This is a genomic window from Rhizobium sp. CF080, from assembly GCF_000282095.2.
In the GTDB taxonomy this organism is placed as follows: Bacteria; Pseudomonadota; Alphaproteobacteria; order Rhizobiales; family Rhizobiaceae; genus Neorhizobium.
Genome location: NZ_AKKC02000004.1, coordinates 1454045 through 1477869 on the forward strand (window position 1 = coordinate 1454045; position 23825 = coordinate 1477869).

General features: G+C 60.1%; 22 protein-coding genes and 2 pseudogenes. 13 read left to right on the forward strand and 11 right to left on the reverse strand.

Translation table 11 applies throughout. From position 1 onward, the window contains the following. Nucleotide 1: 1 nt before the first annotated feature. On the reverse strand, nucleotides 2-1369 hold the full coding sequence (locus tag PMI07_RS13700; protein ID WP_007751258.1) for an ABC transporter substrate-binding protein: 1368 nt from the start codon (nucleotides 1367-1369) through the stop codon (nucleotides 2-4). Nucleotides 1370-1428: 59 nt separating this feature from the next. On the opposite strand from PMI07_RS13700, the gene PMI07_RS13705 reads away from it, so the two are divergent. The 3 genes from PMI07_RS13705 to PMI07_RS13715 all read left to right on the forward strand — a co-directional run bounded on the left by PMI07_RS13705 (nucleotide 1429) and on the right by PMI07_RS13715 (nucleotide 4133). Next, entirely contained in the window at nucleotides 1429-2478 is a 1050-nt protein-coding gene (locus tag PMI07_RS13705) for a LacI family DNA-binding transcriptional regulator (RefSeq protein ID WP_007751259.1), read from the forward strand. A 257-nt stretch (nucleotides 2479-2735) separates the two neighbouring features. Then, on the forward strand, nucleotides 2736-3041 hold the full coding sequence (locus PMI07_RS13710; protein ID WP_007751260.1) for a hypothetical protein: 306 nt from the start codon (nucleotides 2736-2738) through the stop codon (nucleotides 3039-3041). 495 nt (nucleotides 3042-3536) lie between these two features. After that, nucleotides 3537-4133, forward strand: a complete 597-nt coding sequence (locus PMI07_RS13715; protein ID WP_007751262.1) for a hypothetical protein — start codon at nucleotides 3537-3539, stop codon at nucleotides 4131-4133. A 68-nt stretch (nucleotides 4134-4201) separates the two neighbouring features. Here PMI07_RS13715 and PMI07_RS34030 read toward each other — a convergent pair whose 3' ends face one another. After that, a complete protein-coding gene (locus tag PMI07_RS34030) occupies nucleotides 4202-4516 on the reverse strand; it encodes a YkgJ family cysteine cluster protein (RefSeq protein ID WP_081760798.1) in 315 nt (104 codons plus the stop codon). Nucleotides 4517-5251: 735 nt separating this feature from the next. Between PMI07_RS34030 and PMI07_RS34875 the strand changes: the two genes are divergently transcribed. The 5 genes and pseudogenes from PMI07_RS34875 to PMI07_RS13740 form a co-directional block, all read left to right on the forward strand. Next, a complete protein-coding gene (locus PMI07_RS34875; RefSeq protein WP_007751264.1) occupies nucleotides 5252-5425 on the forward strand; it encodes an efflux RND transporter permease subunit in 174 nt (57 codons plus the stop codon). A 191-nt stretch (nucleotides 5426-5616) separates the two neighbouring features. Continuing rightward, nucleotides 5617-6204, forward strand: a complete 588-nt coding sequence (locus PMI07_RS13725; protein WP_007751265.1) for a cupin domain-containing protein — start codon at nucleotides 5617-5619, stop codon at nucleotides 6202-6204. A gap of 74 nt (nucleotides 6205-6278) precedes the next feature. Beyond that, a complete protein-coding gene (gene gabT / locus PMI07_RS13730) occupies nucleotides 6279-7586 on the forward strand; it encodes a 4-aminobutyrate--2-oxoglutarate transaminase (RefSeq protein WP_024163797.1) in 1308 nt (435 codons plus the stop codon). 98 nt (nucleotides 7587-7684) lie between these two features. Beyond that, on the forward strand, nucleotides 7685-9238 hold the full coding sequence (locus PMI07_RS13735) for an acetolactate synthase large subunit (protein ID WP_007775887.1): 1554 nt from the start codon (nucleotides 7685-7687) through the stop codon (nucleotides 9236-9238). 52 nt (nucleotides 9239-9290) lie between these two features. Then, nucleotides 9291-9557 (forward strand): annotated as a pseudogene (locus PMI07_RS13740) (FAD-linked oxidase C-terminal domain-containing protein); the annotation flags it as partial. Nucleotides 9558-9601: 44 nt separating this feature from the next. Here the strand turns inward: PMI07_RS13740 and PMI07_RS33580 are convergent. Further along, the gene (locus tag PMI07_RS33580) at nucleotides 9602-9841 is read right to left on the reverse strand and encodes a hypothetical protein (protein ID WP_051484142.1); all 240 of its coding nucleotides are present in this window, start codon (nucleotides 9839-9841) and stop codon (nucleotides 9602-9604) included. Nucleotides 9842-10047: 206 nt separating this feature from the next. Between PMI07_RS33580 and PMI07_RS13750 the strand changes: the two genes are divergently transcribed. Continuing rightward, on the forward strand, nucleotides 10048-10992 hold the full coding sequence (locus PMI07_RS13750; protein ID WP_051484143.1) for a nucleoside hydrolase: 945 nt from the start codon (nucleotides 10048-10050) through the stop codon (nucleotides 10990-10992). A gap of 115 nt (nucleotides 10993-11107) precedes the next feature. On the opposite strand, the gene PMI07_RS13755 is transcribed toward PMI07_RS13750, so the two are convergent. Continuing rightward, complete coding sequence (locus tag PMI07_RS13755) at nucleotides 11108-12034, reverse strand: LysR family transcriptional regulator (RefSeq protein ID WP_007775890.1); 927 nt, start codon at nucleotides 12032-12034, stop codon at nucleotides 11108-11110. 110 nt (nucleotides 12035-12144) lie between these two features. Between PMI07_RS13755 and PMI07_RS13760 the strand changes: the two genes are divergently transcribed. The 3 genes from PMI07_RS13760 (at nucleotide 12145) to PMI07_RS13770 (ending at nucleotide 15679) form a co-directional block, all read left to right on the forward strand. Continuing rightward, entirely contained in the window at nucleotides 12145-13305 is a 1161-nt protein-coding gene (locus tag PMI07_RS13760; protein WP_007775891.1) for an FAD-dependent monooxygenase, read from the forward strand. 13 nt (nucleotides 13306-13318) lie between these two features. Further along, a complete protein-coding gene (locus tag PMI07_RS13765) occupies nucleotides 13319-14155 on the forward strand; it encodes an alpha/beta hydrolase (RefSeq protein ID WP_024163798.1) in 837 nt (278 codons plus the stop codon). A gap of 63 nt (nucleotides 14156-14218) precedes the next feature. Then, nucleotides 14219-15679, forward strand: a complete 1461-nt coding sequence (locus PMI07_RS13770; protein WP_007752240.1) for an MFS transporter — start codon at nucleotides 14219-14221, stop codon at nucleotides 15677-15679. A gap of 144 nt (nucleotides 15680-15823) precedes the next feature. On the opposite strand, the gene PMI07_RS13775 is transcribed toward PMI07_RS13770, so the two are convergent. Continuing rightward, a complete protein-coding gene (locus tag PMI07_RS13775) occupies nucleotides 15824-17062 on the reverse strand; it encodes a D-arabinono-1,4-lactone oxidase (RefSeq protein WP_007752242.1) in 1239 nt (412 codons plus the stop codon). Between the two features lie 7 nt (nucleotides 17063-17069). After that, nucleotides 17070-17837, reverse strand: a complete 768-nt coding sequence (locus tag PMI07_RS13780) for an SDR family oxidoreductase (protein ID WP_007752244.1) — start codon at nucleotides 17835-17837, stop codon at nucleotides 17070-17072. A gap of 219 nt (nucleotides 17838-18056) precedes the next feature. On the opposite strand from PMI07_RS13780, the pseudogene PMI07_RS35620 reads away from it, so the two are divergent. Beyond that, nucleotides 18057-18166: pseudogene (locus PMI07_RS35620) on the forward strand (type II toxin-antitoxin system VapC family toxin); the annotation flags it as partial. A gap of 162 nt (nucleotides 18167-18328) precedes the next feature. Here PMI07_RS35620 and PMI07_RS13785 read toward each other — a convergent pair. From PMI07_RS13785 to PMI07_RS13805, 5 genes are read right to left on the reverse strand one after another with little or no spacing between them, the layout of a single operon-like run. Further along, nucleotides 18329-19126: a CoA ester lyase gene (locus tag PMI07_RS13785; protein ID WP_007752246.1), complete on the reverse strand. Its 798-nt coding sequence runs from the start codon at nucleotides 19124-19126 to the stop codon at nucleotides 18329-18331. A gap of 29 nt (nucleotides 19127-19155) precedes the next feature. Next, nucleotides 19156-20025, reverse strand: a complete 870-nt coding sequence (locus tag PMI07_RS13790) for a hypothetical protein (protein ID WP_007752248.1) — start codon at nucleotides 20023-20025, stop codon at nucleotides 19156-19158. Between the two features lie 18 nt (nucleotides 20026-20043). Beyond that, nucleotides 20044-21237, reverse strand: coding sequence for a CoA transferase (locus tag PMI07_RS13795; protein WP_007752250.1), 1194 nt, complete (start codon nucleotides 21235-21237; stop codon nucleotides 20044-20046). Next, nucleotides 21234-22415, reverse strand: a complete 1182-nt coding sequence (locus PMI07_RS13800; protein WP_007752252.1) for a CoA transferase — start codon at nucleotides 22413-22415, stop codon at nucleotides 21234-21236. The genes PMI07_RS13795 and PMI07_RS13800 overlap by 4 nt, the downstream gene beginning before the upstream one ends. A gap of 18 nt (nucleotides 22416-22433) precedes the next feature. Continuing rightward, nucleotides 22434-23651, reverse strand: coding sequence for a MaoC family dehydratase N-terminal domain-containing protein (locus PMI07_RS13805; RefSeq protein ID WP_007752255.1), 1218 nt, complete (start codon nucleotides 23649-23651; stop codon nucleotides 22434-22436). Nucleotides 23652-23825: the final 174 nt, after the last annotated feature.

Below are 23825 nucleotides of genomic sequence, written 5' to 3' on the forward strand. Positions count from 1 at the left end.
TTTACCGAGCGAGTTCAATTGCGGAGATTAGCTGCTTCGACAGATCGCCCGCCGTGGAAGCTGGATTCGACCAGACCTGCACCAGGGTGTCGGTGACTGCACCCCACACATCGGGCGAGACAAGCTGCGCTGGCGCAGGCACCTGATTTTCGGATGCAAGCACGGCTGGGAACATCTTCCGCGCGCAGGCGTCAAGCTGGCTGACGTCAAAATCCTTGGCAATCGGAAGTCCGCCCTTGGCTTTGGCGAAATCCAGTTGCACCTTGGGCTCAAGCAATGTCTTGACGAGCAGCGCCTGCCCCTGCTGATGATTGGCGTCCTTTACGAGAGGGAAAACGAACACGTCGCTGCCGATCTGGTAAATCCGCTGGCCCGGGCCTGAGAAACAACCGACATCGATGCCCGGCTTCATTCCGGCATTGACAATTTCTCCCTTGGCAAAATCGCCGATAATCTGAAAGCCGGCCTGCCCCTTGATGATCATATTTGTTGCGATATTCCAGGCGCGGTTTTCCGCTCCTTCGTCGGTATAGGCGCGCAACCTCAGATAATACTCGGCCACCTTGATGAATTCCGGCGAGGACAGCGCTGCCTGATAGTTATCGCCGAGAACGTTCGTATAGAGATCCTTGCCACCCGCCTGCATCAGCACTACGGAAAAGAGATGCCTCAGAAGCGCGGGATCGGCACCGAACGCCAACGGCACATAGCCAGCGGCCTTGACCTTGTCCAGCGCTGCAAAGAATGACGGCCAGTCGGTCAGAGTATCGACATTGACACCGGATGCGTTCATCACCGGCAGAGAGTAGAAAAAGACGTTCTGGACCTGCATGGACACCGGCAGCCCGTAATAACGGCCGTCGCGAAGGACGGCCCGAGCGAGCACCGGCGTCAGAATCTTGTCGTAGCCAAATTCGTTGATCAGTGGCGTCACGTCCCGCAGCAGGCCCTGCTCCACCATCGAATTCATTTCATTGCCGGCAGTGAACTGACTGGCTGTCGGCGGATTGCCGCCTATGATCCGGTTGTAAGCGACGGCGCGGGCATTTGCGCCCCCTGCAACGGCGCTATCGATCCAATTGCCGCCTCGGGCGCGATAGGCTCCGGCCAGCACGCCGACGGCTCGGGACTCGCCGGGAGATGTCCACCAATGGGTTACCTCTGCGACAGGATCAGCAACGGCTTCCGAGAATGACATCGATGTCATTGCAAGCACTAACAAAATTTTACGCATGGCAGTTCCCCTGTTTTTCGAAGTTGCACGATTCATCTCCGCTTTCGCGCGGCTTGTTATGACATCGATTTCATGCTTGAATTTACACCGTTTGGAACTTATTTCAAGGTTAAAGTTTATCTGAGGCACGGTCATCCAAGGCAGTCCTTGCGTGGAATGCCGATATAACGAGTTGCAATGCATAAGGTCCCTGCATGAGCCGTTTACCCCGAATTGTCGATGTGGCCAGGCGCGCGGGCGTTTCGCCTTCCACAGTGAGCCGGGCACTTTCCAATCCGGAAAAAGTGGCGCCTGAAACGCTGGAGATCGTGGCACATGCGGTTGAGGCGGTCGGGTACACGATTAATGTCGCGGCAAGAAATCTTCGCCAGCAGCGCACCCAGGCGGTTTTCGTTCTAGTGCCGGATCTTTCGAGCCCGCTCTTTTCAGAAATCCTGGCCGGGATCGCCTCGGTCCTGACGGCAGCCGGCTACAGCATGTTTGTGGGGGACCAATCCGCCCACGATAGCCCAGGCGGCAAGATAGGCCTGCTTAGCTATATGAACCGTAGTCGGTGCGACGGTGTCATCGTGCTCGGAGGCGACAATATAGCAGGGCGGTTGCTTGATCGTGCCGATGAGGTGAACGTACCGCTGGTATGCGCCTTCGATTGGCCGCGATCGCTACCATTTCCGCACATCAGTACAGACAACACTCAGGGTGGGCGCCTTGCCGTCGATCATCTCCATGACCTTGGTCACCGGAAGATCGGGCATGTTCGAGGCAATGCGGCGAACTTCGCCGCGCGGCGGCGGGAGGAGGCCATGCGCCAGCGCATGCGCGAGCTTGAACTACCCATACGGGAAGAGTGGTTCATCGACGGAGACTTTCGCCTCGAAGCTGGCGTGGACGCTGCGGCCGTTTGGCTGGAGATGCCGTCCGGCGATCGGCCGACGGCGGTATTTTGCTGCTCCGATGAGATCGCAATAGGATTTATCGGCAGCCTGCAACGGGCAAAAATCGAGGTCCCCAAGGATATTTCCATCATCGGATTTGATGGCATCAAGTTTGGAGCCCACCTGTCTGTTCCTCTGACGACCATTGCGATTCCGCTGCTTGGTGTGGGCGTCTCCTCCGCAGAGACGCTTGTCAAAGCGATCGTGACAAGGTCCGCTCATCAACCCGAGGCAGAACAACCCTCCCGGCTTATTCTGCCGGTCCAGTTGGTAGAGAGAGACAGCGTTCGCCTGGTACCCGTCGCCTAGCATTGCGGTCGCGATTTTGATTTAAGGTTTGGTTGCCTGCCGTCGCCCATGTGCTCTTAAGGATTTTCGTTGTCTGGTTCCATACTGGGCGCACCATGACTCCACAAAGGAAGCCTCTTGCCAACGTCGGAACACTTCGGGCGTCCGCCATCGCGATCGGTAGTCAATCGATAGAGAATGGTTCTGCAAAATTCGGGTTGACCGCTTTCAATGGCGAGGCGACAGTTGCAAGCTGCAGCAAGGCAGGAGGAAAAACGATGGACGAGCCAGACCGCTGGCGCCATATGGCAAGCGCACCGAAAGACGGGAGCCGGATCCTCGTCACGATCCGCCCGTCCGAACAAGGGCCGGCAGAAGTTGACCTCGCGTATTGGTCGAATGGCGATCAATTCGGCGGAGAAGGCTGGCGCGCCTCTGATTCATCGCCCGGGCACATCATCGAATATGCTGAGCCGGAATTGAAGTGTTGGATGCCGATGCCCTCTGCCAACCTCAATCGCCTCTCGCTGCCCTCACCTTGGGAAGGCAGCGACACCCAGCAGTTCGACGGGTCAGGGATTTAAGACATCACGCCGAACAACAAGGGTTCTTGCCTTCGCGAAGAGGTCCAGATTGTCGGCCGCTACGACACGGACGCCACTGTTGCTGGCCCTGATCCGGCTTCCTAAGCCACGGCGGCAAACTTGCGCTATCTGGCTCCCCGATCGGAAAAGCGGCGGCCCTGCTCCGTTTAGAACCTCAAGAAAATTTATAAAACGATGTCGGTTGCTGCAGCCGGCCAGAATAGCGCACAGGCCAAACGGGTCATTCTCGACGGACCGGACCGAACGGTCACAGATGGGCCGTTCTACGAGGCAGCGGACCTGGCCGAATTTCTGACACCCGAAGAACTCTCCACACCTCGTAAAGGGGAGCGCGGGAAACTCGGCGTCGCATGATCCCGCCGGATAGGCCGGTTTGTCTCCTCTGGGGTCTGGCTGGCAAGGCGTTTTGGCTGCAGGAAAACTCAACGGGTGGTCGAAGTGCCAATACCGTAACTCGCGAAGGGAGCGCAACAAATGGAGAATTCTGTATTGCGTCCGGAGAACCGCTACGAATTCGCGATCAAGGGTAACGGGCCATTCTTCCTTCTGACAGACGCCGAATTGATCCTCTCCGATGAAGGCGTAAGTTATGCGCTCAAGGGCCGCTCGGGCCTTCGCCCCTTTTCCGGCCTCCGGGGTATCCGGCTGCAATTATTGTCGCCGCGACCATCATGGGTAGCTGTTATAGAGTTGCAGTTCATGCGGGGGGAACCGCTATTCGTCTATTCAAAGCTTCAGACAGGCCCGGTGCGAGAAAGGTCCCAGGCCTTTGCTGCCTTTGTCAGAGACCTGCACCGGCGGCTTTCCGCGGACGACAAAAAACGCATTGTCTTTCGCCGTGGGATCTCCCCCGCCAGGCATCGGTTCGTCATCGGCTGCACGGTCATATTTGCAGCACCGCTCCTTTTCCTCATCGGGGCAGTGCTTGTCGGCAAGGTGTCCTTGACCGAGGTTCTGTTTCCTATGATCGGTTGCGGAGTCTTCGTCGCAGGTTTCTGCAACCTGATCATGATGACACGCCCCGGCACCTATGAGCCCGACGACCTTCCGAATGACCTGCTAAACTCCTAAGCGCTTGAAAGGGGCCGACCATAAGCAACGCCGAGGTCTGGATTCGGTTTCTGGCGGAAGCCCTCCACTCAGGCGTTCTCATGCGGTCGCGTCAATCCGAACGCGTCACGCGCAATCAGGCAGGCAGCATCTCCCGGAACGCATTCGCGACAAACCTCAGGTCTAATATCGTAGACGAGGCAAGATGTCTCCAAGCCGACTCGGCCCGATAACGCAGAGCAACGCGCTCCATCGCAGCGCATTCCGCTTTCATCTTCAGCGACGAAGCGGGACGGCAGCAAATCGAGAGCAGTTTCACTTTCCGTAGAAAATCTTGGCCAATGGGATGAAAAGGAGCAACATGCGCCGCAGGCTTGGCAATCTAGGTCGGTTAGTAGGTTCATACCAACTCCTACCATGACGCCCACCGACAACGCAAAGCTTATAGCAGTGGCATGAGGGCGCGTGGCCTGCTCCACGGGCGGTCAAAATCATGCACGCCAAACAAGCTCGTCTCGAATGAAAGCCGCCGCGCCTTGAACTTTATCGGAATTTTATCGGCGCCCGATCGGGATTTCCGAGGCGGCTCTCGGCAAAAGCATCTCCGTCAACAGAAGGAGATACGCCGTGCAGACCATAGAACATCCTACCGACAATACCTTCCTCACAATTGCGCCCTCGCGCGCGAAGACGTCCGGCTTCGAGAGCTTCCGGAGCCGGAGGACTGCCTTGTCCTTGGTGCTCGTCGCAACGCTTGCGGCCGTTGCGCTTTGCGGAACTAGCGAGGTATCCGCCGCCACGAACGGGAAAACCACCGCGAATGTCAATTTGCGGGCAGGCCCGGGCGCCCAGTATCCGGTCGTCGTCGCCCTGCCCCAGAATGCCCCCATTGCGGTCCACGGATGCCTTGCGGACCGTTCCTGGTGCGATATCGGCTGGGGCGGAAACCGTGGCTGGGTTGCGGCGAGCTACATCCAGGGGTCCTACGACGGCCAGCAGACCGTGCTGACTCCCGCCATCGCTCCCCGTTGTCGGTGTCGGGACGGTGGCGTTCGGGGCGGCCTATTGGGATGCCTACTATCGCGCGCGGCCCTGGTACGGCTATCTCGAACCTTGGACCCAGGACTCGGAGAACTAAGATGGAAAGCTTCAACCTATCAGACTGGGCTCTGCGTCACAGAAGCCTCGTCATCTGCCTGATGATCGCCGCTGCCCTTGCCGGCCCTTTTTCCTACAGCCGTCTCGGTCGCGAGGAGGACCCGGCATTCACCACTGGCAAGAGACCAGATATCTCAGATGGCTTCCTGAGCTGAAAGCGGCAAGCTCCAAGCCAAGCACTCTCGACAGCATGGGAACGTCGCGACCAAATTGAAACGGACCGAAATCGAGCGAAGTGGCGCCATCTCAATACTGAAAAAATCAGCGGATACGCTCAATATATCATCCATTTGATCCCGAGAGAAGCTTGCGTCATAACGGGCGCAGGAAACATGGGACGTTAACAATGGATGAGAAGTTCGATATCGGCGCACGCCTCAATGCCATGCGCGTGGCGGCCGGCCTCTCTCAGCGCCAGCTCGCCGAGCGGGCGGGCGTTCCGCATGCGCAGATATCCAATGTCGAGACCAACAAAGTCAGCCCCTCCGTTTCGACGCTTCGCAAGATCCTGAGCGGTCTCGGCGTCGGCATGGGCGACTTCTTCGAACCAGAACGCAGCCCGCCGAAAGGACCGTTCTTTTCCCCCCATGAACTCCTTGATCTAACGTCCAAAATCGCCGCATCGCCGATAACGGGCGGAAACGACGGCACTCTCGTTTTCCGGCAGATCGGCGATGCGCGAGCGCATAACCTGCAAATCTTGCATGAAATCTACGAGCCCAGCGCCGACACCGGCGACATGCTTTTGCAACATGCTTCTTCCGAGGGCGGCTATGTCGTCGAAGGCGAGTTGGAAGTGACGGTCGGGGACGACGTGCGCATACTGAAAGCCGGCGAGGCCTATCTCTTCGACAGCCGCGTGCCTCACCGCTTCCGCAACCCCTCCGACCGCCGGACAATCGTCATTTCCGCCTGCTCACCCCCCTATCTCTGATTTTTCAGAAGAGCCTATTGCTCAAAATAATGAGCAATACTATAGCTGGGTCATCGACTTTAGGGGATATCGTCATGACCGTTTCAGCAGATCTGCAGTCGCGCCAGAAAGCCGCCGTCGCGGGTGGCGTGGGCACCCGGGGCATCTTTGCCCGGAAGGCCTTGAATTCCGAGCTCTGGGACGTCGATGGCAAACGTTATGTCGACTTCGCCGCCGGCATCGCGGTCAACAATACCGGCCACCGCCACCCGGCCGTCATGCGCGCCGTCGCCGAACAGGCCGAGCACTTCACCCATACCTGCTTCCATGTCGCGCCCTACGAAGGTTATTTGAAGCTCGCCGAGCGGCTGAACGCGATGGCGCCAACCGGAGCCGAAAACCGCACCATGCTGGTGACGACCGGCGCCGAGGCGGTCGAGAACGCAGTGAAGATCGCCCGCGCCCATACCGGCCGTGCCGGCGTTATCGCCTTTTCCGGCGCCTTTCACGGCCGCACCATGCTCGGCATGGCGCTGACCGGCAAGGTCATGCCGTACAAGAAGAATTTCGGTCCATTCCCGGCCGATATCTACCACGCCCCCTTCCCGACCCCCTATCTCGGCTTCTCGACCGAGGAAGCGATTGCCGGCCTCGATCGGCTCTTTGCCGCCGATGTCGACCCGGAACGGATTGCGGCCTTCATCGTCGAACCGGTGCAGGGCGAAGGTGGCTTCAACGTCGCCCCGGAGGAATTTCTCGCCCACCTTCGCCAGGTCGCGGATAAATACGGCATCGTGCTGATCGCCGACGAGATCCAGGCCGGCATGGCGCGCACCGGCAAGATGTTCGGATTCGAACATGCCATGGTTAAGCCGGACATCATCACCATGGCCAAGGGCCTGGCCGGCGGTTTCCCGCTTTCGGCCGTCACCGGTAAGGCCGAGATCATGAACGCAGCCCATCCGGGTGGGTTGGGCGGCACCTATGCCGGCAATCCGCTGAGCGTCGCTGCGGCCAATGCCGTGCTTGACGTCATCGAAGATGAGAAGCTCTGCGAACGCGCCGTCGAGGTGGGCCGGCGGATCACCGAACGACTGGCGGCGGTCGCCTCCCGCCAGGGCATGGAACATGTCGGCGAGGTGCGCGGCCTCGGCGCGATGGTTGCATTCGAACTGGTCGAGGACCGCCAGTCGAAGGCAGCATCTCCTGCCCTCACCAACCGCATCGTCGCAGAAGCGGAAGCCCGCGGCCTCATCCTCCTGTCTTGCGGAACGCGCCTCAATGTGATCCGTTTGCTGCCGCCGCTGACCATCGAGTGGGAGGTTCTGGAGGAAGGGCTCGCCATTCTCGAAGCTTCGATCGAAGCGGCGTTCTCCGATGCCACGGCTTCTGCAGCTGCCTGAGCAAACCACGTCGCACCGATCGCAGGAGCCGCTTCGGCTCTGCGGTAATTTTGGGTCGCGGTCGCCTGCGGGCAGGCTGCAAGAATGAGGAAAAGCGTATGAACGGCGCCGATATGCTGTGTGATGTCCTTCTGGTGAACGGCGTCGATGTCTGCTTTGCCAATCCCGGCACATCGGAGATGCATTTCGTCGCCGCACTCGACCGCAAGCCGGCAATGCGCTGCATCCTCGGCCTGTCGGAAGGCGTCGTGACCGGTGCTGCCGACGGTTATGCCCGCATGGCGGAAAAGCCGGCAGCGACGCTCCTCCATCTTGGCCCCGGCCTCGCAAACGGCCTTGCTAACCTCCACAATGCCCGCCGCGCCCGCACGCCGATACTCAACGTCGTCGGCGACCATGCCTCCTATCATCTGGAATACGACGCGCCGCTCACCAGCGATGTCGAAAGCCTGGCGCGGCCGATGTCCCATTGGGTGGGGCGGGCCGCCGGTGCGCACGATATCCGCCGCTGCACCGAGGAAGGTTATGCCGCCGCCCTAGCCAATCGCGGCGTCTCGACGATGATCCTGCCGGCGGATGCCGCATGGGGCGACGCCAAGCCTGAAGAGCTTTCGCCAACCGCGATCGCTGCACCTGCAGGGATAGATCCTGAGAACTTGAAGGCAGCGGTCCTTGCGCTACGCAGCGGCAAGAGGGTCGCGATCATCCTGGCGGGTCGTGCTCTGCGCCAAAAGCCGCTCGAAACCGTGAGCCGTATCAGCCACGCGACAGGGGCTGCGGTATTCTCGACCTCATCCGATCGCTCCGCGCATGGCGCAGGCCGCGGTCTTGTCAGGGCTATTCCCTACAAGATCGAACTTGCGGTCGAGGCACTCAAGGAATTCGAAATCGCAATCTGCATCGGCCCGGCTCGCCCCGTCAGCTTCTTCGCCTATCCCGGTAAACCAAGCACGACGCTGCCGCCTGCTTGCGAGATTATCCAGCTCGCCCGGCACGAACACGATCTTGCCGATGTCCTAAGCGTGCTGGCCGACGAACTCGGTATCAGTCGCGACGCGCATTTTACCCGCAATGCTTTCACGCAGAACGGCATCCAGATCCCGTCGGGCGCATTAACGCCGGATGCGCTCAGCCTTGTCATCGCCCGCCATTTGCCGGAGAACGCCATTATTGTCGACGAAGCACTGACCTCGATTGGGCAGTATCACGTGCTGGCGCCGGGCTTGCATCCACATGACTACCTGCGGCTGACAGGCGGCGCGATCGGCATCGGCATCCCGCTGGCTGCGGGCGCGGCGATCGGAGCGCCCGACCGTAAGGTCGTGGCGATGCAGGCGGACGGCAGCGGCATGTACACGGTGCAAGGTCTCTGGACACAGGCCCGCGAACAGCTCGATGTCGTGACAATCGTTTTCGCCAACAGTGCTTATCGGATATTGCAAGGCGAAATGGTCGGAGTCGGTGTCAACTCATACGGCCATAACGCTCAGCGCATGCTTGATCTCGATGCGCCGAAGCTCGACTGGTGCTCGCTAGCCAAGGGACTGGGCGTCGAGTCCGGCCGCGCGACGACCGTCGAGGAATTCGTTAAACTCTATACGGCGGCGCTCGGCCGCAAGGGACCTTTCCTCATCGAAGCCATGATCGCCTGAGCCTGCGGGGACGGCGGCGGGTGACATAGCGCAAGCCGACCCCGATGAGGCGTCCTTGATTTTCCAGCATCTGGGGGACGGCAACCTGCACTATTGTGTCAAGCCGCGTCATCGGGCTCCGGTTGCGGACGCCATATTTTCCGGCGTCGCGGCACTCGGCGGCGGCATCTCGGCAGAACACGGGATCGGCGTCGAGAAGGCGAAATATCTTCGGCTCGTGCGCAGCGAAGCCGAGATGGCCGCCATGCGCCGGCTGAAGGCAGCGTTCGATCCGAACCACATCCTCAATCGCAACCGCGTCTTCGAACTGCCGGTTTAGAGCGGTCCTTTCAACGATGAACCAAAAGTGGACACCAGGCGCTGTCACATTGTTCGAACGGCGTCAGCATTGAGGGCCAGCGGGAGTTCATTCAGGCCAGCACCGCGTTCCAACAGCATTTCATCGCCCAAACGCAGGTTCAAGGAAAAGCCGAAATAAAGCCAGACCGCACGGGCAATGACCTGTGGCGGAAAACGATTGTTCCTATAGACGGCATACTCATCCCCAGCGAAATGTCCTCGAAACGTCAAGCCGACAGCAGTGTAACGGCGCCATGGATACATGGTCGGCGTTCGATAGAGCTCATCGGTGCGCGCAATGTTAACTCCTGGGAGTGGCCATCGCTTTCGAGAAAGCCGGCCTGCCAATAGAATCCGGTGCAGGTTATCTGGCACTCAATCCAAACCGAGGCAAACCTGCTTAGGCTGGGCCGATGTGGTTGCACAGAAATAACGATTTGCCATTGTGGCCCGGCTTCGGCGAACGTGGAATGGACATCAAGGAGAGACGGACGTTGGCGCGACAACACAAGGTCATTTTGGATTGCGACCCGGGCGTGGACGACGCGCTTGCTCTGATGCTGGCGCTTGCGGCGCCCGATGCCGTGAAGATCATTGGCATAACGACCGTCGCGGGCAATGTGCCGCTGGAACATACGACGCGGAATGCCCGGGGACTGCTTGCTCTGGCCGATCGCCTCGATATTCCCGTGCATGCAGGCTGTGCGCGACCCATCATGCGAACCACCGGACATCGATCAGTCATGCACGGCGGCGAAGGTCTGGGTGGCGTGGTGCTCGATCCCAGCGCCGTGCCGCTTGGGCAAGCCCATGCAGTGGACTTCATCATCGACCAGGTGATGGCCCACCCGGGCGAGATCACGCTTTGCCCGATCGGCCCGATGACGAATGTAGCGCTGGCAATGATCAAAGAGCCACGGCTGTCGAAGAACCTGCGCGAGATCGTTTTCATGGGCGGCGCAGCGTTCTGCCCGGGAAACACGACAGCGGCGGCGGAATTCAACATCTATGTCGATCCGCAAGCAGCGCATGTCGTGTTGTCCAGCGGGGTCAAGCTGACGATGATCGGTCTCGACGTGACGCGCAAAGCGCTCATCGATCGGGATCTGCTCAACGCGCTTATCTCGGCACAAGCCGAGATGCCGCGACTGCTCGGCGGCATGCTGGCCTCCTACTCGGCTGGGGATCCCTGCCTGCATGACCCTTGCGCAATCGCTTGGCTGATAAACCCTATGCTATTTGAAGGTGTTGATGCATTTGTCGAGGTCGACTGCGGATCAGGACCGAATTTCGGAAAGACCGTCGCCCACATTTCCGATCGCCATCTCGCCGGCCGCAAGCCAAATTGTCACGTTGTTACGTCCGTCGACAATGTTGAGATACTGCAGTTCTTGCGCAACCGTCTTTCACTTTAGAAAGTAATTTTTTAGCCTAAACCATCATGTGGGATGGCAAATCCGCCAGGCAGTTTGGATGGATTACCTCGCAAGGCGCCGCTTATCTCTTGACGTGGATATCGCATGCGGGGTGTCACCCACCGGTGGCGGAGTGCTCTTTCGATCTTGATGCGATCTTCTCCGTAAGATCGACGAAATTGCGAATGAGGGCGAGCCGCGCATCGGCACGGTGGGCGACGTAAAGCGGCAGGGGGGGCAGTTCGCCGGGCAATAAGGGCCGATAGACCACAGACTCCCGATGAAGCACCCGCATCGACGCCGGCACTACCGTCAGGCCCCGGCCACCGGCCACCAGATTGATGGCGGCGATGATTCGAGAAACCTCATCGACGATCCGGGGTGTGACGCCGGCGGTACGGAAGGTTTCCGTAAGTCGTTCAAATATCCCAGGCCCGTCCGTGCGCCGATAGACGACCATATCGACATCATGAAGCATGCCAAGCGTCAGGGGTTCATCTTCCGCCTGGGCGTAGGGGTGGCTGCGCGGGACTGCGACCAGCATGTCCTCTTCTGACAGAGCCCGCGCCGTCAGCTCCGGAAAGCGCTTCGCATCAATGTGCAGCAATGCGACATCGACGCGTTGCTGCTGCAGGGCCAGAATCAACTCGTAGGTCTCGCTCTCCTCGACCGCGATCTCGGCCAGCGGAAAGGCCCGCCGGAACTGCTGGAGGAACTGCGGCGCAAGTACATGCAGAGAAGCCGAACTCGTAAAGCCGACCGATAGTCGTCCGCTTTCGCCCTGGCTGAAACGTCGCACATTGTCGACGGCCAATTGCGCCCTTCTGAGAATATCGCGTGCCTCCTCCAGGAACAGCTCGCCCGAACTGTTCAGCGCGACCTTGCGCGGGGACCGATCGAACAAAGGGACGCCAAGCTCATATTCAAGATCGCGGATCTGCTGGCCAAGTGGCGGCTGCTGGATATGAAGGCGCTCCGCCGCGCGATTGAAACTCCCCTCCTCTGCAACGGCCACGAAATATCTGAGATGTCTGAGCTCCATCGGATAATTTAGAACCTTTTGAGTTTAAGTGTTGAACAATATAAATATTTTACATGCAGATGTCACGCCTCTAGGCTCCTCCAACTTGACCGACACACGGAGGAGACGACATGGCCAAGAGCAAACCGAAGATCGCAATCATTGGAGCCGGCATGGGCGGGCTTGCCGCTGCGGCGACACTGCGCAAGGTCGGTATCGACGTCCAGGTTTACGAGCAGGCGCCGAAATTCGCGCGCGTCGGCGCTGGCATCCAGATGCTGCCCAATTCGTCGCATGTGCTGCGCGGCATCGGCGTGCTGGATCGCCTCAAGAAGATTGCCTTCGAACCCTATTCCCACCTCAACCGCGTCTGGGACACGGGCGAGATCAAGCGCGAGCTGCCGATGCCGGAGAGCCTCTACGGTGCACCGTTCCTCTGCATGCATCGCGCCGATCTGCATGAGGCGCTTTACTCGGTGCTTCCGCCTGAGATCGTCCATCTCGGCAAGAAGCTCGTCGGTCTCGATCAGGAACGCGGCGGCGTCAGCCTTTCCTTCGCCGACAGCACCAAGGTCGAAGCCGATGCGGTTATTGCCGCTGATGGCGTTCACTCGCTGGTGCGCGAGATCATCGTCGGCCCGGACGCGCCGCTGCACAAGGGGCGTATCGCCTATCGTGCGGTCTTCGATGCCAGCCTGATGAACGGGGGCAAGATTGCGCCCTCAAGAACGAAGTGGTGGGGCGTCGATCGGCACATCGTGATCTATTACACAGCCGCAGACCACAGCTCGCTGTATTTCGTCACCAGCGTTCCCGAGCCGGCGGACTGGATGACGGCCGAATCCTGGTCGGCAAAGGGCGATGTCAAGGAATTGAGAGCGGCTTACGAAGGCTTCCATCCGGAAGTGCAGATGGTGCTCAACGCCTGCCCGGATTGCCATAAATGGGCCATTCTCGAACGCGAACCGCTGCCGCGCTGGAGCGACGGCCGTGTTGCGCTTCTGGGCGATGCTTGCCATCCCATGACGCCCTATATGGCTCAGGGTGCCGCAACCTCCATCGAGGACGCCGCCGTGCTGGCACGCTGCCTCGAGGCCGTCGACAATGACGACATCGAAGGTGCCTTCCGCCGCTACGAGGCAAACCGCAAGCCGCGTACGTCTCGCATCCAGGCGATCTCCAGCGCCAACACATGGATGTCTGGTGGCAACGACGATACAACCTGGCTCTACGGCTATGACGCCTGGAACGTGCCGCTCGTGGGCGAAAACGAACTGGCCATGGCCGGCTGATCGGAACAGCGCAATGTTGCAGCAAGAAGCCCGCATGATGGACGGTCGCTACGAGTTCGTGACCGTCTCGGACCAGGCAACCATCGCCTTCCGACGATACGGCACGCCGGGAAAGCCGCGCCTGCTGCTGATCCATTCGCTCGCCCTTGACGGCAGCATCTGGACGGATGTCGTCTCCGGACTGGAGGCGCAGGCCGAGATAATCTGCATCGACTGCCGCGGGCATGGCTGGAGCAGCCGCGCGCCCCTTTCCCACGCTATCGAACGCTATGCCGATGATATCGCCGAGGTTCTCGACAAAGTCGGCTGGGATCAGGCGGTTGTTGCGGGCTGCTCTATGGGCGGCTGCATTACGCAGGCTTTTGCCGCCCGTCATCCGAAACGGGTTTCGGCCATGACTCTTATCGATACCACGGCTTGGTATGGGGAAGAGGCACCGCAGGAATGGCGGGCCCGGGCTGCGAAAGCGCGGGCCGAAGGCCTCGCCTCGATGGCCGCCTTCCAGGCAACCCGTTGGTTCGGTAACCGCTTTCGGGCGGAAAATCCGCGCAAGATCCAGGAGATGATGGAGATCTTTGTCCGCAACGATCTCGATGCCTATGAGGCAACCTGCATCATGCTCGGAAATGCCGATCTTCGCAGTGCGCTTTCCGGCTTTCATTTCCCGGTTTCCGTCATCGTCGGCGAAGAAGACTATGCGACCCCGGTCGAGAGTGCACGCCAGCTTGCCGAGGCGATCCCCGGGGCGTCCTTGACGATCCTGCCGGGCGCCCGGCATCTGACGCCGATAGAATGCAGCGATGACGTCGCCGAGGCGATCGGCAAGATCATCGAAGCTGCCGCCAAATAGGGCGAAGCTGGCGGCCAGGAGGCGCCGCCAGCCTGTTTAACCGTGCTGATCTGGGAGGATGATATGCACGATAACAATAGCATACTGGTCGCTGGCTCAGCTGCAGGCGAAGTCTCGCAAGACAGCCCGCAGCAGACGCCACCGACAGGCCGCGCCGCGGTTTTGACCGCGCGCTTCGAAGCGATCCCTTTTACATCCTGGCATCGCCGGGCGCGTATCATCATGGGCAGCGCCACATTTCTCGATGCCTTCGATGCGCTTTCGCTTGCGTTTGTCCTGCCGATCCTGATCAAGCTCTGGGCGCTGACGCCGGCTCAAATCGGCTGGATGATCGCGGCAAGCTATATCGGCCAGCTCGTCGGCGCGCTGCTCTTCAGCCGCCTTGCGGAGACGCTCGGCCGCGTTCACATGGCTGCATCCGCCACCGCGCTGATGTCGGTCATGAGCCTCGCCTGCATATTGGCCGGCGATTTCCAGATGCTGTTCATTTGCCGGCTGATCCAAGGTATCGGGGTCGGCGGCGAAATGCCCGTTGCGGCCACCTATATCAGCGAGCTTTTGCGCGCCAAGGGGCGCGGGCGCAACTTCATGCTCTACGAGCTGATCTTTCCGATCGGGTTGATGGTGACAGGCCAGGTCGGCACGTTAATCGTGCCGGTCTTTGGCTGGAAATCGTTGTTCCTGCTTGGCGGGATTCCAGGCCTGCTCATCGCCTATCTGGTGTACCGATTACCGGAATCGCCGCGCTGGCTGATCGGCCAGGGCCGGCTGGACGAAGCCGAAAAAGTGATATGCCAGGCTGAGGAAAGTGCGCGGCGCAAGGATCCCGGCTATTCCTTCGATGACCGCGCCTATAACGAAGCGACATTGACGCTCGGTGGCCAAAGCGAGGCCGCTGCGCCGCGGCCACGCAGCCGCTGGCGAGAGCTGCTGTCGCCCACCTTCCGCGTGCGTACTATCGTCGCATGGATCCTCTGGGCGAGCTCGTTCTTCGTGGCCAACAGCCTGAACAACTGGATGCCGACGCTCTACCATACCGTCTATTCGCTCGAACTCGGCAGTGCTCTGCGGGCAGCCTCGATGACCAATGTCGCGCAGGTCGTCATTCTGTTTGCCTGCGCCTTCTGCATCGATCGTATCGGGAGGCGCACCTGGGCTATCGTCTCCTTCCTGGTCGGCGCCGTTCTCTTGGCTGCACTCGCCGCCGGTGGTGCGAGCAGCCTCTGGTCGCTCATTCTGCTCGCGACTCTCGCCTATGGCGTCGTTGGCTCCGTCAACGCCGTGCTTTACCTCTACACGCCGGAAATCTATCCGACACGAATGCGTGCGGTCGGAACGGGTCTTGCCACTTCATGGCTGCGCATCGCCTCGGCCGTCGGGCCGGCGACGGTCGGCTATATGGTCGGTACGCAAGGCATCAAGTCAGTCTTCATCATGTTCGGGATCGTTGCCGTGATCGGCGCGCTTGCCGCAACCCAGATGATCGAGACCGGTGGGCGCAAGCTCGAGGACATCTCCTCCTAGGCGAAGTTCCGCTCGGCGGCGCGCCACAAAAGAAGCCTCGGTACTAATGGTGCCGAGGCTTCGACATTTCTGAGGCGTCAGACGCCGGACGGCGCAGCCTCCTGCTCTTTGCGGACCGCGGCCGAGTCGAGGCTGGCTAACCGTTTATCCAAACAACATCTTCAAGTGGTCGTTCAGGAACCGGCCCTTCGGATCCAGATCCCGTCTCAGCGCTCGAAACTCTTTGGCGCGAGGGTAAAGCTTCGTGACGTCATCCGTGTCGAGGAAATGCATCTTTCCCCAATGCGGGCGAGAGTTGTATCCCCGTAGAATTTGATCGACGTCCTTCAGGAAGGGCCAGTAGTCGATACCCGGACCGCCCGACACCGACAGGGTGATGCTATCCTGGCGGTGGAAGGGGCTCATCCATGCCGGATCGCCGGCGGTAAAGCGGTATTCGATCGGATAGATGCAGTTGGTGTGCTTGTTCAGCATCAGATCCCGGACGGCCCTTATCGCGGCCTTGCCGTGCTCGAGGGGAACCGCATATTCCAGTTCGACGAAATTCGGCACGTATTCGATCGGATAAACCTCGGAACTATAGGCGATCTTTTCGAATTCGCTCTCCATCGGAGCGGCTTCGGTGATATCCATCACCTTCATCTCGCAGACATCGGCCAGCTTGTTCGTACTCGATACCGCAGACGTGTCCGCAAGGCAGTACAGATGGCGGCTTTCCGGCGTCGGGCACCAGAAGAAGCCGAAATGGCGATGTTTTGAAGCCAGTTCGTCGTGACGCTCCATGCAAGTCTCGAAGTCGTCCCGCCAGAGACGTTCGTGCAGATTATAGGCGTCCATCACGTTGAGCGTCAGCGAGGATATCACACCGAGCGTTCCGACCGAAACCTGGGCTGCGTGCAGCATGTCGCTGTCGCTACCGTCGATATCGACAATGTCTCCAGTAGCGGTGACGATCCGCATACCGGCAATCGACGAGGCCAGGTTTCCGAGCTTGATCCCGGTTCCGTGGGTTCCGGTCGTAAACGCGCCGGCGACAGCCTGGCTGTCGATGTCGCCCTGGTTGATCAATGAAAGACCATGTTCTTTCAGCGTCCTGCCGACTTCGTTGATGCGCGTTCCGCCCGCCACCGTGATCTGTTTCCGCTCACGGTCGATGTTCTGCACGCCGCGCAGATTTGCGAGCGACAGTAACAGCCCGTTGGTGCCGACAACGGGTGTGAAGGAATGTCCCGAGCCCGAAACACGGACTGCCAGATCATGTATATCGGCTTCGTGGACAAGCTCTGCCACTTCGGCTTCCGTTTCTGGCGATGCCTTGAATTGTGAAACGCAATATTGATTGCCGACCCAGTTGCGCCACAGGCCGCCTTTTTCCAGAGCCATTTTTCCCTCACATCGCTGTAAAACAATTATCGACAAACAGATGGGTGCCGCTGACGAAACTGGCGTCGTCGCTCGCGAGGTAGAGTGCCGCCTTGGCGACCTCGTCCGGCCGGCACATCCTGCCCTGCTGAGCGGCGATCGCTGCATCCGAGACGTCGATCCCGTAGCGGGTCAATTCCTCGACTTCTTTCTGGCCGTGCGGCGTCTGGATGAAGCCCGGGCAGACCGCATTGCAGCGAATATTGCGGTCGCGAAATTCGACCGCGATCGCCCGAGCAAACATGTGACATGCGCCCTTGGTCGTATCGTAGAGAACTTCCATCGGTGTCGCGGCGACCGCCGAGATCGACGACGTGCAGACGATGGACCCGCCACCCGCCTTGATCATGTGCGGCAGGACGGCACGCGTCATAAGGAACATGCTGCGGACATTGATGGCCATCAGCCGATCCCAATCCTCCACCGAGGTTTCGAGGAGCGGCCGGATGATGATCGTGCCGGCGTGATTGAACAGCACCGTTATCGGTCCGAGTTCGCCGGAAATCGCGTCTACCGCACGTTTCACCTGCAATTCGTCGGAAACGTCGGCGGGCGCAAATGCTACTTTCAGGCCCTCTTCACACAAGCGGGCTGCGACGACTGCCCCCTGGCTATGCGGGAGATCGACGATCCCGACTGCTGCGCCCTCTCGGGCAAAAAGCTCGGACGCGGCGAGACCGCATCCACCCGCGCCGCCACTGATGAGCGCGACCTTACCGTCCAGACGACCAGCCATTCATCCTCCAACCATTATGGACAGCGGCCGATCGATGGCTGAGTGGGCTCTTTCGCGCCTCTTGTGCTCCGGCCGATGAAGGGCGGCTATGCTTCTGCTTGATGGCAGCAACTTGGCCTAATTTTGCGCCGCGGTCTATTGCTGACGTGCGTCGCGTGGCTGGTCAATTTGACGTGAACCTACGATCTTGACGGTAATCGAACCGCGAACCCTGCATTTGAGGACGATCGCCTACTCTGCCACCGAGCGTGATCGGCGAACTGGCGCTTGGCAGCCTTCGGGATCGCGGCGGCGTGATCGCTTTCCTGGCAGCTCGACGCCAAGCAGTTACCGAAAGGCGGGCGCCTCAATACACACGCCAGTCAACGCGCCCAATTAAATGCTGAAATAATACTGCTATGACGCTCCCGACATGTTTTCAGATCCCTTCTTTGAAAGGATCTGAACCATCGACCGTAACGTTAGGGCGCGTGGGATAGACGAGCCAGTGCTTACGCGCTTCTGCCGGAAAGAATCGCTCGAGCGCGCTCAACAATCGGCTTGTCGACCATTTTGCCGTCGATCTGAATGGCTTCGCCCTGCGTCGATTGTACCGCAGCAAGTATAGTTGATGCCCATGCAATATCGGTCTCACTGGGCAGAAAGCCCGCGTTGACCACTCCGATTTGCCTTGGATGGATGCAAAGCTTGGCGGAGAAGCCGAAACCCTTTGCTCGTTCAACGTCCTCTAGCAACTTTGCCTCATCGTCGAAACTGACCGTTACGCCGTCTATTGGCGGAAGAAGATTGGCATGCCGTGAGGCGAGGGCAATTTGGAACCGAGCCGGGTCGAGAAAGCTGCCGCCCTCCGAGATTCGAGAATCGGCGCCAAAATCAAGGTTTCCGAAAGCGAGACGCGTTACCGCGTCAACTGCGGCGACCGCGTGGATATCGACCAGACCTTCCACGCTTTCGACTAACGCTAGAAGGGGAGTGTCGATGAGAAAGCGTGCGACACGCTGCAAGCTTGCCACGGTTGCTTTCGGAACCATGACCTCCGCGTGTGAACACGAGGCAACCGCAGCCAGATCCGCATCGAACCAGAACGTGTCGGCCCCATTGATCCGAACGACGCCGCTTCCTCCTTGCTGGAACCAGCTGACAACGTTTCGGCGTGCGTCGTCCTTCTCCGCTGGCGCGACGGCGTCTTCGAGATCGATGATGATACGGTGCGCGCCCGAGGCTGCGGCCTTTTCAAATCTGTCGGCCCGATGGCCGGGCACAAATAGATAGCTATGAGGATGATTCATTGCACATTGCCTGTTTCGATGGATCTGCTTCAGTCGGCGAACACTGCTTCTGCCCGCATCGCGAGCTCTCCCTTGGCGCCGCGCGCCCATAAGATCAGGCCGTCCGCAGCATCGCCCGGCGCCGCTTCCAATGCAAAGGGTGCGCTGACGAACAAGGGAGATATCGCCCGAAAATCGAAATGACGGAGTCGCTTGCCGGGGCGAGCCCGCGTTGCCAACCCATGCAGCAGCGTCGAGATCAGTGGTCCGTGGACAACAAGATCCGGATAGCCCTCCGCCTCCCGCGCATAGGGTGCGTCGTAGTGGATCCGGTGACCATTGAATGTTAGGGCGGAATAACGAAACAACAGCACCGGGTCAGGCGTCAGCGTTTCGGACCATGTCGCGCCTTCCGGAGCGGTCTGGACGGGCGCAGGAGCTGCACCCGCCTGAGGCAGCTCGCGGTAGACGATGTCCTGTTCCTCCTCGACACACACTGTGCCGTCGCAGACGATGCGATGTTTCACCGTGACGAATACCAGTCGCCCCGCTTTGCCCGATTTCGGCGTCACGGACAGTATTTCACTCACCTTTTCCGCAATCTTGCCGATGGGAACGGGCGCGATATACTGCAAGCGTCCACCCGCCCACATTCGCCTCGGCAACCCCACATCCGGCAGAAAACCGCCGCGTTTGAGATGACCATCCACACCCACCGCACTGCGCGGGACGAATGGATTGAAGAATATCCAATGCCATGCCGGTGGCAGAGCACCACCTTGCCCGGGTATGTTGTCGATGCCGAGCGTGTTCGCCAAGGCTTCGACGCGTTCGGGTTCGATCAGTGCGCTTCTTCGCTCTGTCCGGCCTACCACATCCGAATAGTCCGGAACCGCTCCGGATACAGAATCCGCTGACATATTCCGCCTCCCACCACCTTAATAGATCACTTCCCGTTCGACGAGCTCATCGATTTCCCGTTGGGCCATTCCCAGCAGCTCGCCGTATACATACGCTTCATGCTCCCCGAGCTCCGGCGTGCCCCGCTCGATCGACGGGGCATCGCTCTTGGAGAACCGTCCCGGAAACCCGACGGCTGCCCGAGAGCCGCCATCCCGGTCGTCAACCTGAACGATCGCACCCCTCGCCTTCAGATGCGGATCCTGCACGAGGTCATGCGTGTTCCACGATACATGTGCAGGCACACCGACGCTTTGGAGCAAGGCGGCGGTATCGTCCGCATTACGCTTCGCGCACCATGTTCCGACGATGATGTCCAGGATACGCCGGTTGGCATGGCGGCTCGCGGCATCTGTGAAGCGAGGATCCATCTGGAAATCCTGCAATTCCGCGACGTTCAGGAAGGCGCGCCACTGTTCTTCGGTACCGATGGCGATGCTGAGCCACCGGTCAGGCTTGTCCGTTGCGTAAAGACCATGGGGTGCGCGACGATAGTCGTCATTGCCCAGACGCTCGACGATGCCACCGGCCGAGACCGCCATCAGCGCCTCCCCCACCAGCGAAGAGGCGACCTCGCGGGCCGCCACGTCGATATGCCCGCCCTGCCCAGTATTGCGGCGACGGTGAAGTGCCGCCATGGTGGCAAGTGCTGCGTTGAGCCCGACCGAATGATCCATGACATGCCTCATTTCCATGGGGGGGCCGTCGCTGTACCCCGACAGGAAGCCAAGTCCTCCCCAGGCTCCGAACAAGGGCGCATATCCGGCAAAATGTGAATCCGGGCCGGTCTGGCCGGAAGAAGACACCGACACCATAACGATGTCGTCCTTGACCTGCCGCAGGGCATCATAGCCGAGACCCAGCCTCTTCATGACGCCTGCACGAAAGCTCTCGGCAGCGACATCCGATATGGCGACGAGCCTTTTCGCCAGCCCGACGCCTTCCGGGTGCTTCATATTCAAGCGGATGGAGAGCTTGTTCGACGCCACCTGATCGAAGCTCGCAGGCCCGTTTCGACCGTAGACCGCATGCGGCTTCCTGAAGATATCGGGCCGTAGCGCGCTCTCGATCTTGATGCATTCCGCCCCGAGCTGCGACAGCATATGCGTGCAGAACGGACCCGCCGCATGAACGGTGAAATCGGCGACCCGGACGCCGTGAAGCGGTTTCATGCGCGCTCCCTTCCAACACGAATTCTCGTTGAATCCAGCTGCCTCGGCTCCACGTCCCGATCTGCGGGCGCCAATGTCGGCCAGGGGCGCGCCGGAAGCGGCCTGCCATCGAACCGGAAAGGCCCGGTTTGCATCTTGCATTCCCCGCCTTCTGGCATGGACATGGTAGAGAACAGGCCGCGTGCGGCTTCATGATGCCCGTCCAGGATCTGCTCGGGCGCATTGTATCTTGCCATTGGCACGCCCAGCTTCTGTGCCTCGACGACGACGTCCTCGACCAGCTGGCTTCCCGCCCATTCACGGATTTGCGCGTTGATGAAGTCGCCTCTCGTGCTGCGCTCGGTCGCATCCTCCAGCGCGGGATCCCTGGCCCATTCCGGATGACCCATCAGCTCTATCAGGCCCTGCCACTGCCGCTGCTCAAGCGTCAGCAGTTCCACATAACCATCCATGCACGCGATAACGCCGCCGTAACGGAACGACCTTGAGAGCCTGTGCTCCAGAGATCCGTCGCCATACCGCTGCACCGTGAAGGCGCCGACGGCAAGATTGGCATCCTGGATGGAGACATCGACATACTGGCCTATTCCGCTCCAAAGCGCGGCCAGGGCGTCGAGTGCGCCAGCGATGCCGCCTTGCATCTCGGCGAAATGCCCCGCGATCTTGAGGGGTGGTCGATCGGGAAAAAGTGCCGCCGATAGCCCGTTAGGAAGCAGAAAACCCTCGCCCGCCGAATGAATGAGATTGAGCTCCGAGCCCACCCATCTGCTTTTCGGTCCGCAAGAACCGAAAGGCAGTATGGATAGATGGACAAGATCAGGCCATCGGGCCGAAACCGCCTCAGCGGCGATTCCCACCAATTCCCGTTGTGCGACTGGAACGTCCTCGACGAGAACCTGCGCCTGGCCGATCAGCCGGGCGAACTCCTCCCGACCGGCTTCCGTATCAAGATCGACAGAGATGGCTTGCTTCCCTGCGGAAAGATAGGCGAACAGCGCACTTTCGCCGCTACGCGGTCCGAGAAAGGGAGGCTCCCGCCGCAGCGGAGAACCATCCCTCGGTTCTATCATCGTCACGTCCGCACCCATCGACGCCAGAAGCCGTCCGGCATAGGCCGCAGCGACGCCGGTGGCGCATTCGACGCAGCGCAGACCGGCAAGGGGAAGCAGCGCCTCCATGATCCTCTCCTTCGTCAGCTACCGGACGACCGGAAGCTCGAGATCGAGGCCTGCGCCGTCGAAATGCACCGGAACGTTGGGATCGCGGCTCGGAAGAATCACCGTGGCCAGGCCCGGCGTGGTGATTTCACCGCGCTGATTTTCACCCCAGATCTCGATATCGACGAGAGCATGGCGATCCTTGACGTATTTGCGGGTGACCTTGCCCTTGCACCAGGTGGAATCGCCCATGGTGTTGAAGCGGCGCATTTCGGTGCGGACGCGCTTCAGGAAGGCTGCGTCGCCCATCCAGTTGGTGACTAGCGAACACATCCAGGACGACCGCTGCGGGCCGTAATCGTAGACGCCTGGAACGCCCACTTCCTTCGCCGTCGATTCGCGATGGTGGCCGATGCCGGTATATTCGATGCCGCCACCCGCTTCGGGATTGCGGAAGAAGTGGCCCGGATGCTTCATCGCCGCCTTGAAGACGACGCCATGGGTGTGGCCGCGGCCGCAGCCGACCAGGAAGCCCATCGTATCCATCAGCGAAAGTGGTCCGCGGACTATCGGCTCGAGCTCCTCGCCTTCCTTCACGTCCTCCCAGTACCGGACATTGCTGCCGCGCATGCGGCTCTCTTCACGCAGGATAGCCTCGTCGATCTGCTCGAATTCTTCCTGGGAATATTCGTGGGTCTGGATATCCTTGTATTTGCCGGCATCCCGGGCCGCCTTGCGCTCGTGACGCGTGCAAGTCCCCAGCGCGCGAGCGACGATCTCGCCGTGCTGGTTGCTGTAAGTCGCCTCGACATACTGCAGGACGAGGCGGCCGGAGAATTTGCTTTCTTTTTCCTCGACGCCGACGACGCGCTCGATGGCGCTGATCCGGTCGCCCGGGCGAATGTGCCGGAAAAGCTCCCAGTCGTTGCCGGCGTAGAAACCGTGGACACCCGGCAGGCCCCAGCGCGTACGCCCGACCCAGCCGAACGCCATCGGGAACATCGGATGCGCGACCTGACCTCCGTAGCGGGAATTGCGGCCGTATTCCTGTTCGCGATAGAGCGGATTGAGGTCGCCGATACCGTTGCACCAATTCCGCAGCGTGTCGGTCGTCGCGTCCTGCAGGTAGGGGCCTTCAGGGCGCAGCTGCAGGCCGATCATGCTGCGTGCCGCAGCGACGGCTTCGTCGGTGATCCGGCCTTCCGCTGGCGCCCCACCAACATCCTGCTTCGTCTTCTCGATTATTTCAGCTGTCACGTCATCATCCTCCATATGCGCTCATCGAACCACAGCGATCCGCGCTGCGTTTTGATGCATAATGCATTTTATATTATAGTCGTCAATGCGCCGCCGATGTGAAAATGTAATTCGTTCAAAAATTGAGCGATAACAGGTCTTTGTCAGCAGCATCTGGAAGCGAATAAAACTGCC

Coding starts and splice junctions, on each gene's coding strand:
- PMI07_RS13780 (WP_007752244.1), bottom strand. CDS start 17,837: ATGGCTGGTCGTCTGGACGGTAAGGTCGCGCTCATCAGTGGCGGCGCG.
- PMI07_RS13775 (WP_007752242.1), bottom strand. CDS start 17,062: ATGGCTCTGGAAAAAGGCGGCCTGTGGCGCAACTGGGTCGGCAATCAA.
- PMI07_RS13760 (WP_007775891.1), top strand. CDS start 12,145: ATGGCCAAGAGCAAACCGAAGATCGCAATCATTGGAGCCGGCATGGGC.
- PMI07_RS13795 (WP_007752250.1), bottom strand. CDS start 21,237: ATGAAACCGCTTCACGGCGTCCGGGTCGCCGATTTCACCGTTCATGCG.
- PMI07_RS13800 (WP_007752252.1), bottom strand. CDS start 22,415: ATGGAGGCGCTGCTTCCCCTTGCCGGTCTGCGCTGCGTCGAATGCGCC.
- PMI07_RS13750 (WP_051484143.1), top strand. CDS start 10,048: ATGGACATCAAGGAGAGACGGACGTTGGCGCGACAACACAAGGTCATT.
- PMI07_RS13755 (WP_007775890.1), bottom strand. CDS start 12,034: ATGGAGCTCAGACATCTCAGATATTTCGTGGCCGTTGCAGAGGAGGGG.
- PMI07_RS13785 (WP_007752246.1), bottom strand. CDS start 19,126: ATGAATCATCCTCATAGCTATCTATTTGTGCCCGGCCATCGGGCCGAC.
- PMI07_RS33580 (WP_051484142.1), bottom strand. CDS start 9,841: ATGTATCCATGGCGCCGTTACACTGCTGTCGGCTTGACGTTTCGAGGA.
- PMI07_RS13790 (WP_007752248.1), bottom strand. CDS start 20,025: ATGTCAGCGGATTCTGTATCCGGAGCGGTTCCGGACTATTCGGATGTG.
- PMI07_RS13725 (WP_007751265.1), top strand. CDS start 5,617: ATGGATGAGAAGTTCGATATCGGCGCACGCCTCAATGCCATGCGCGTG.
- PMI07_RS13700 (WP_007751258.1), bottom strand. CDS start 1,369: ATGACCGTGCCTCAGATAAACTTTAACCTTGAAATAAGTTCCAAACGG.
- PMI07_RS13705 (WP_007751259.1), top strand. CDS start 1,429: ATGAGCCGTTTACCCCGAATTGTCGATGTGGCCAGGCGCGCGGGCGTT.
- PMI07_RS34030 (WP_081760798.1), bottom strand. CDS start 4,516: ATGAACCTACTAACCGACCTAGATTGCCAAGCCTGCGGCGCATGTTGC.
- gabT (WP_024163797.1), top strand. CDS start 6,279: ATGACCGTTTCAGCAGATCTGCAGTCGCGCCAGAAAGCCGCCGTCGCG.
- PMI07_RS13735 (WP_007775887.1), top strand. CDS start 7,685: ATGAACGGCGCCGATATGCTGTGTGATGTCCTTCTGGTGAACGGCGTC.
- PMI07_RS13710 (WP_007751260.1), top strand. CDS start 2,736: ATGGACGAGCCAGACCGCTGGCGCCATATGGCAAGCGCACCGAAAGAC.
- PMI07_RS13770 (WP_007752240.1), top strand. CDS start 14,219: ATGCACGATAACAATAGCATACTGGTCGCTGGCTCAGCTGCAGGCGAA.
- PMI07_RS13765 (WP_024163798.1), top strand. CDS start 13,319: ATGTTGCAGCAAGAAGCCCGCATGATGGACGGTCGCTACGAGTTCGTG.
- PMI07_RS13715 (WP_007751262.1), top strand. CDS start 3,537: ATGGAGAATTCTGTATTGCGTCCGGAGAACCGCTACGAATTCGCGATC.
- PMI07_RS34875 (WP_007751264.1), top strand. CDS start 5,252: ATGGAAAGCTTCAACCTATCAGACTGGGCTCTGCGTCACAGAAGCCTC.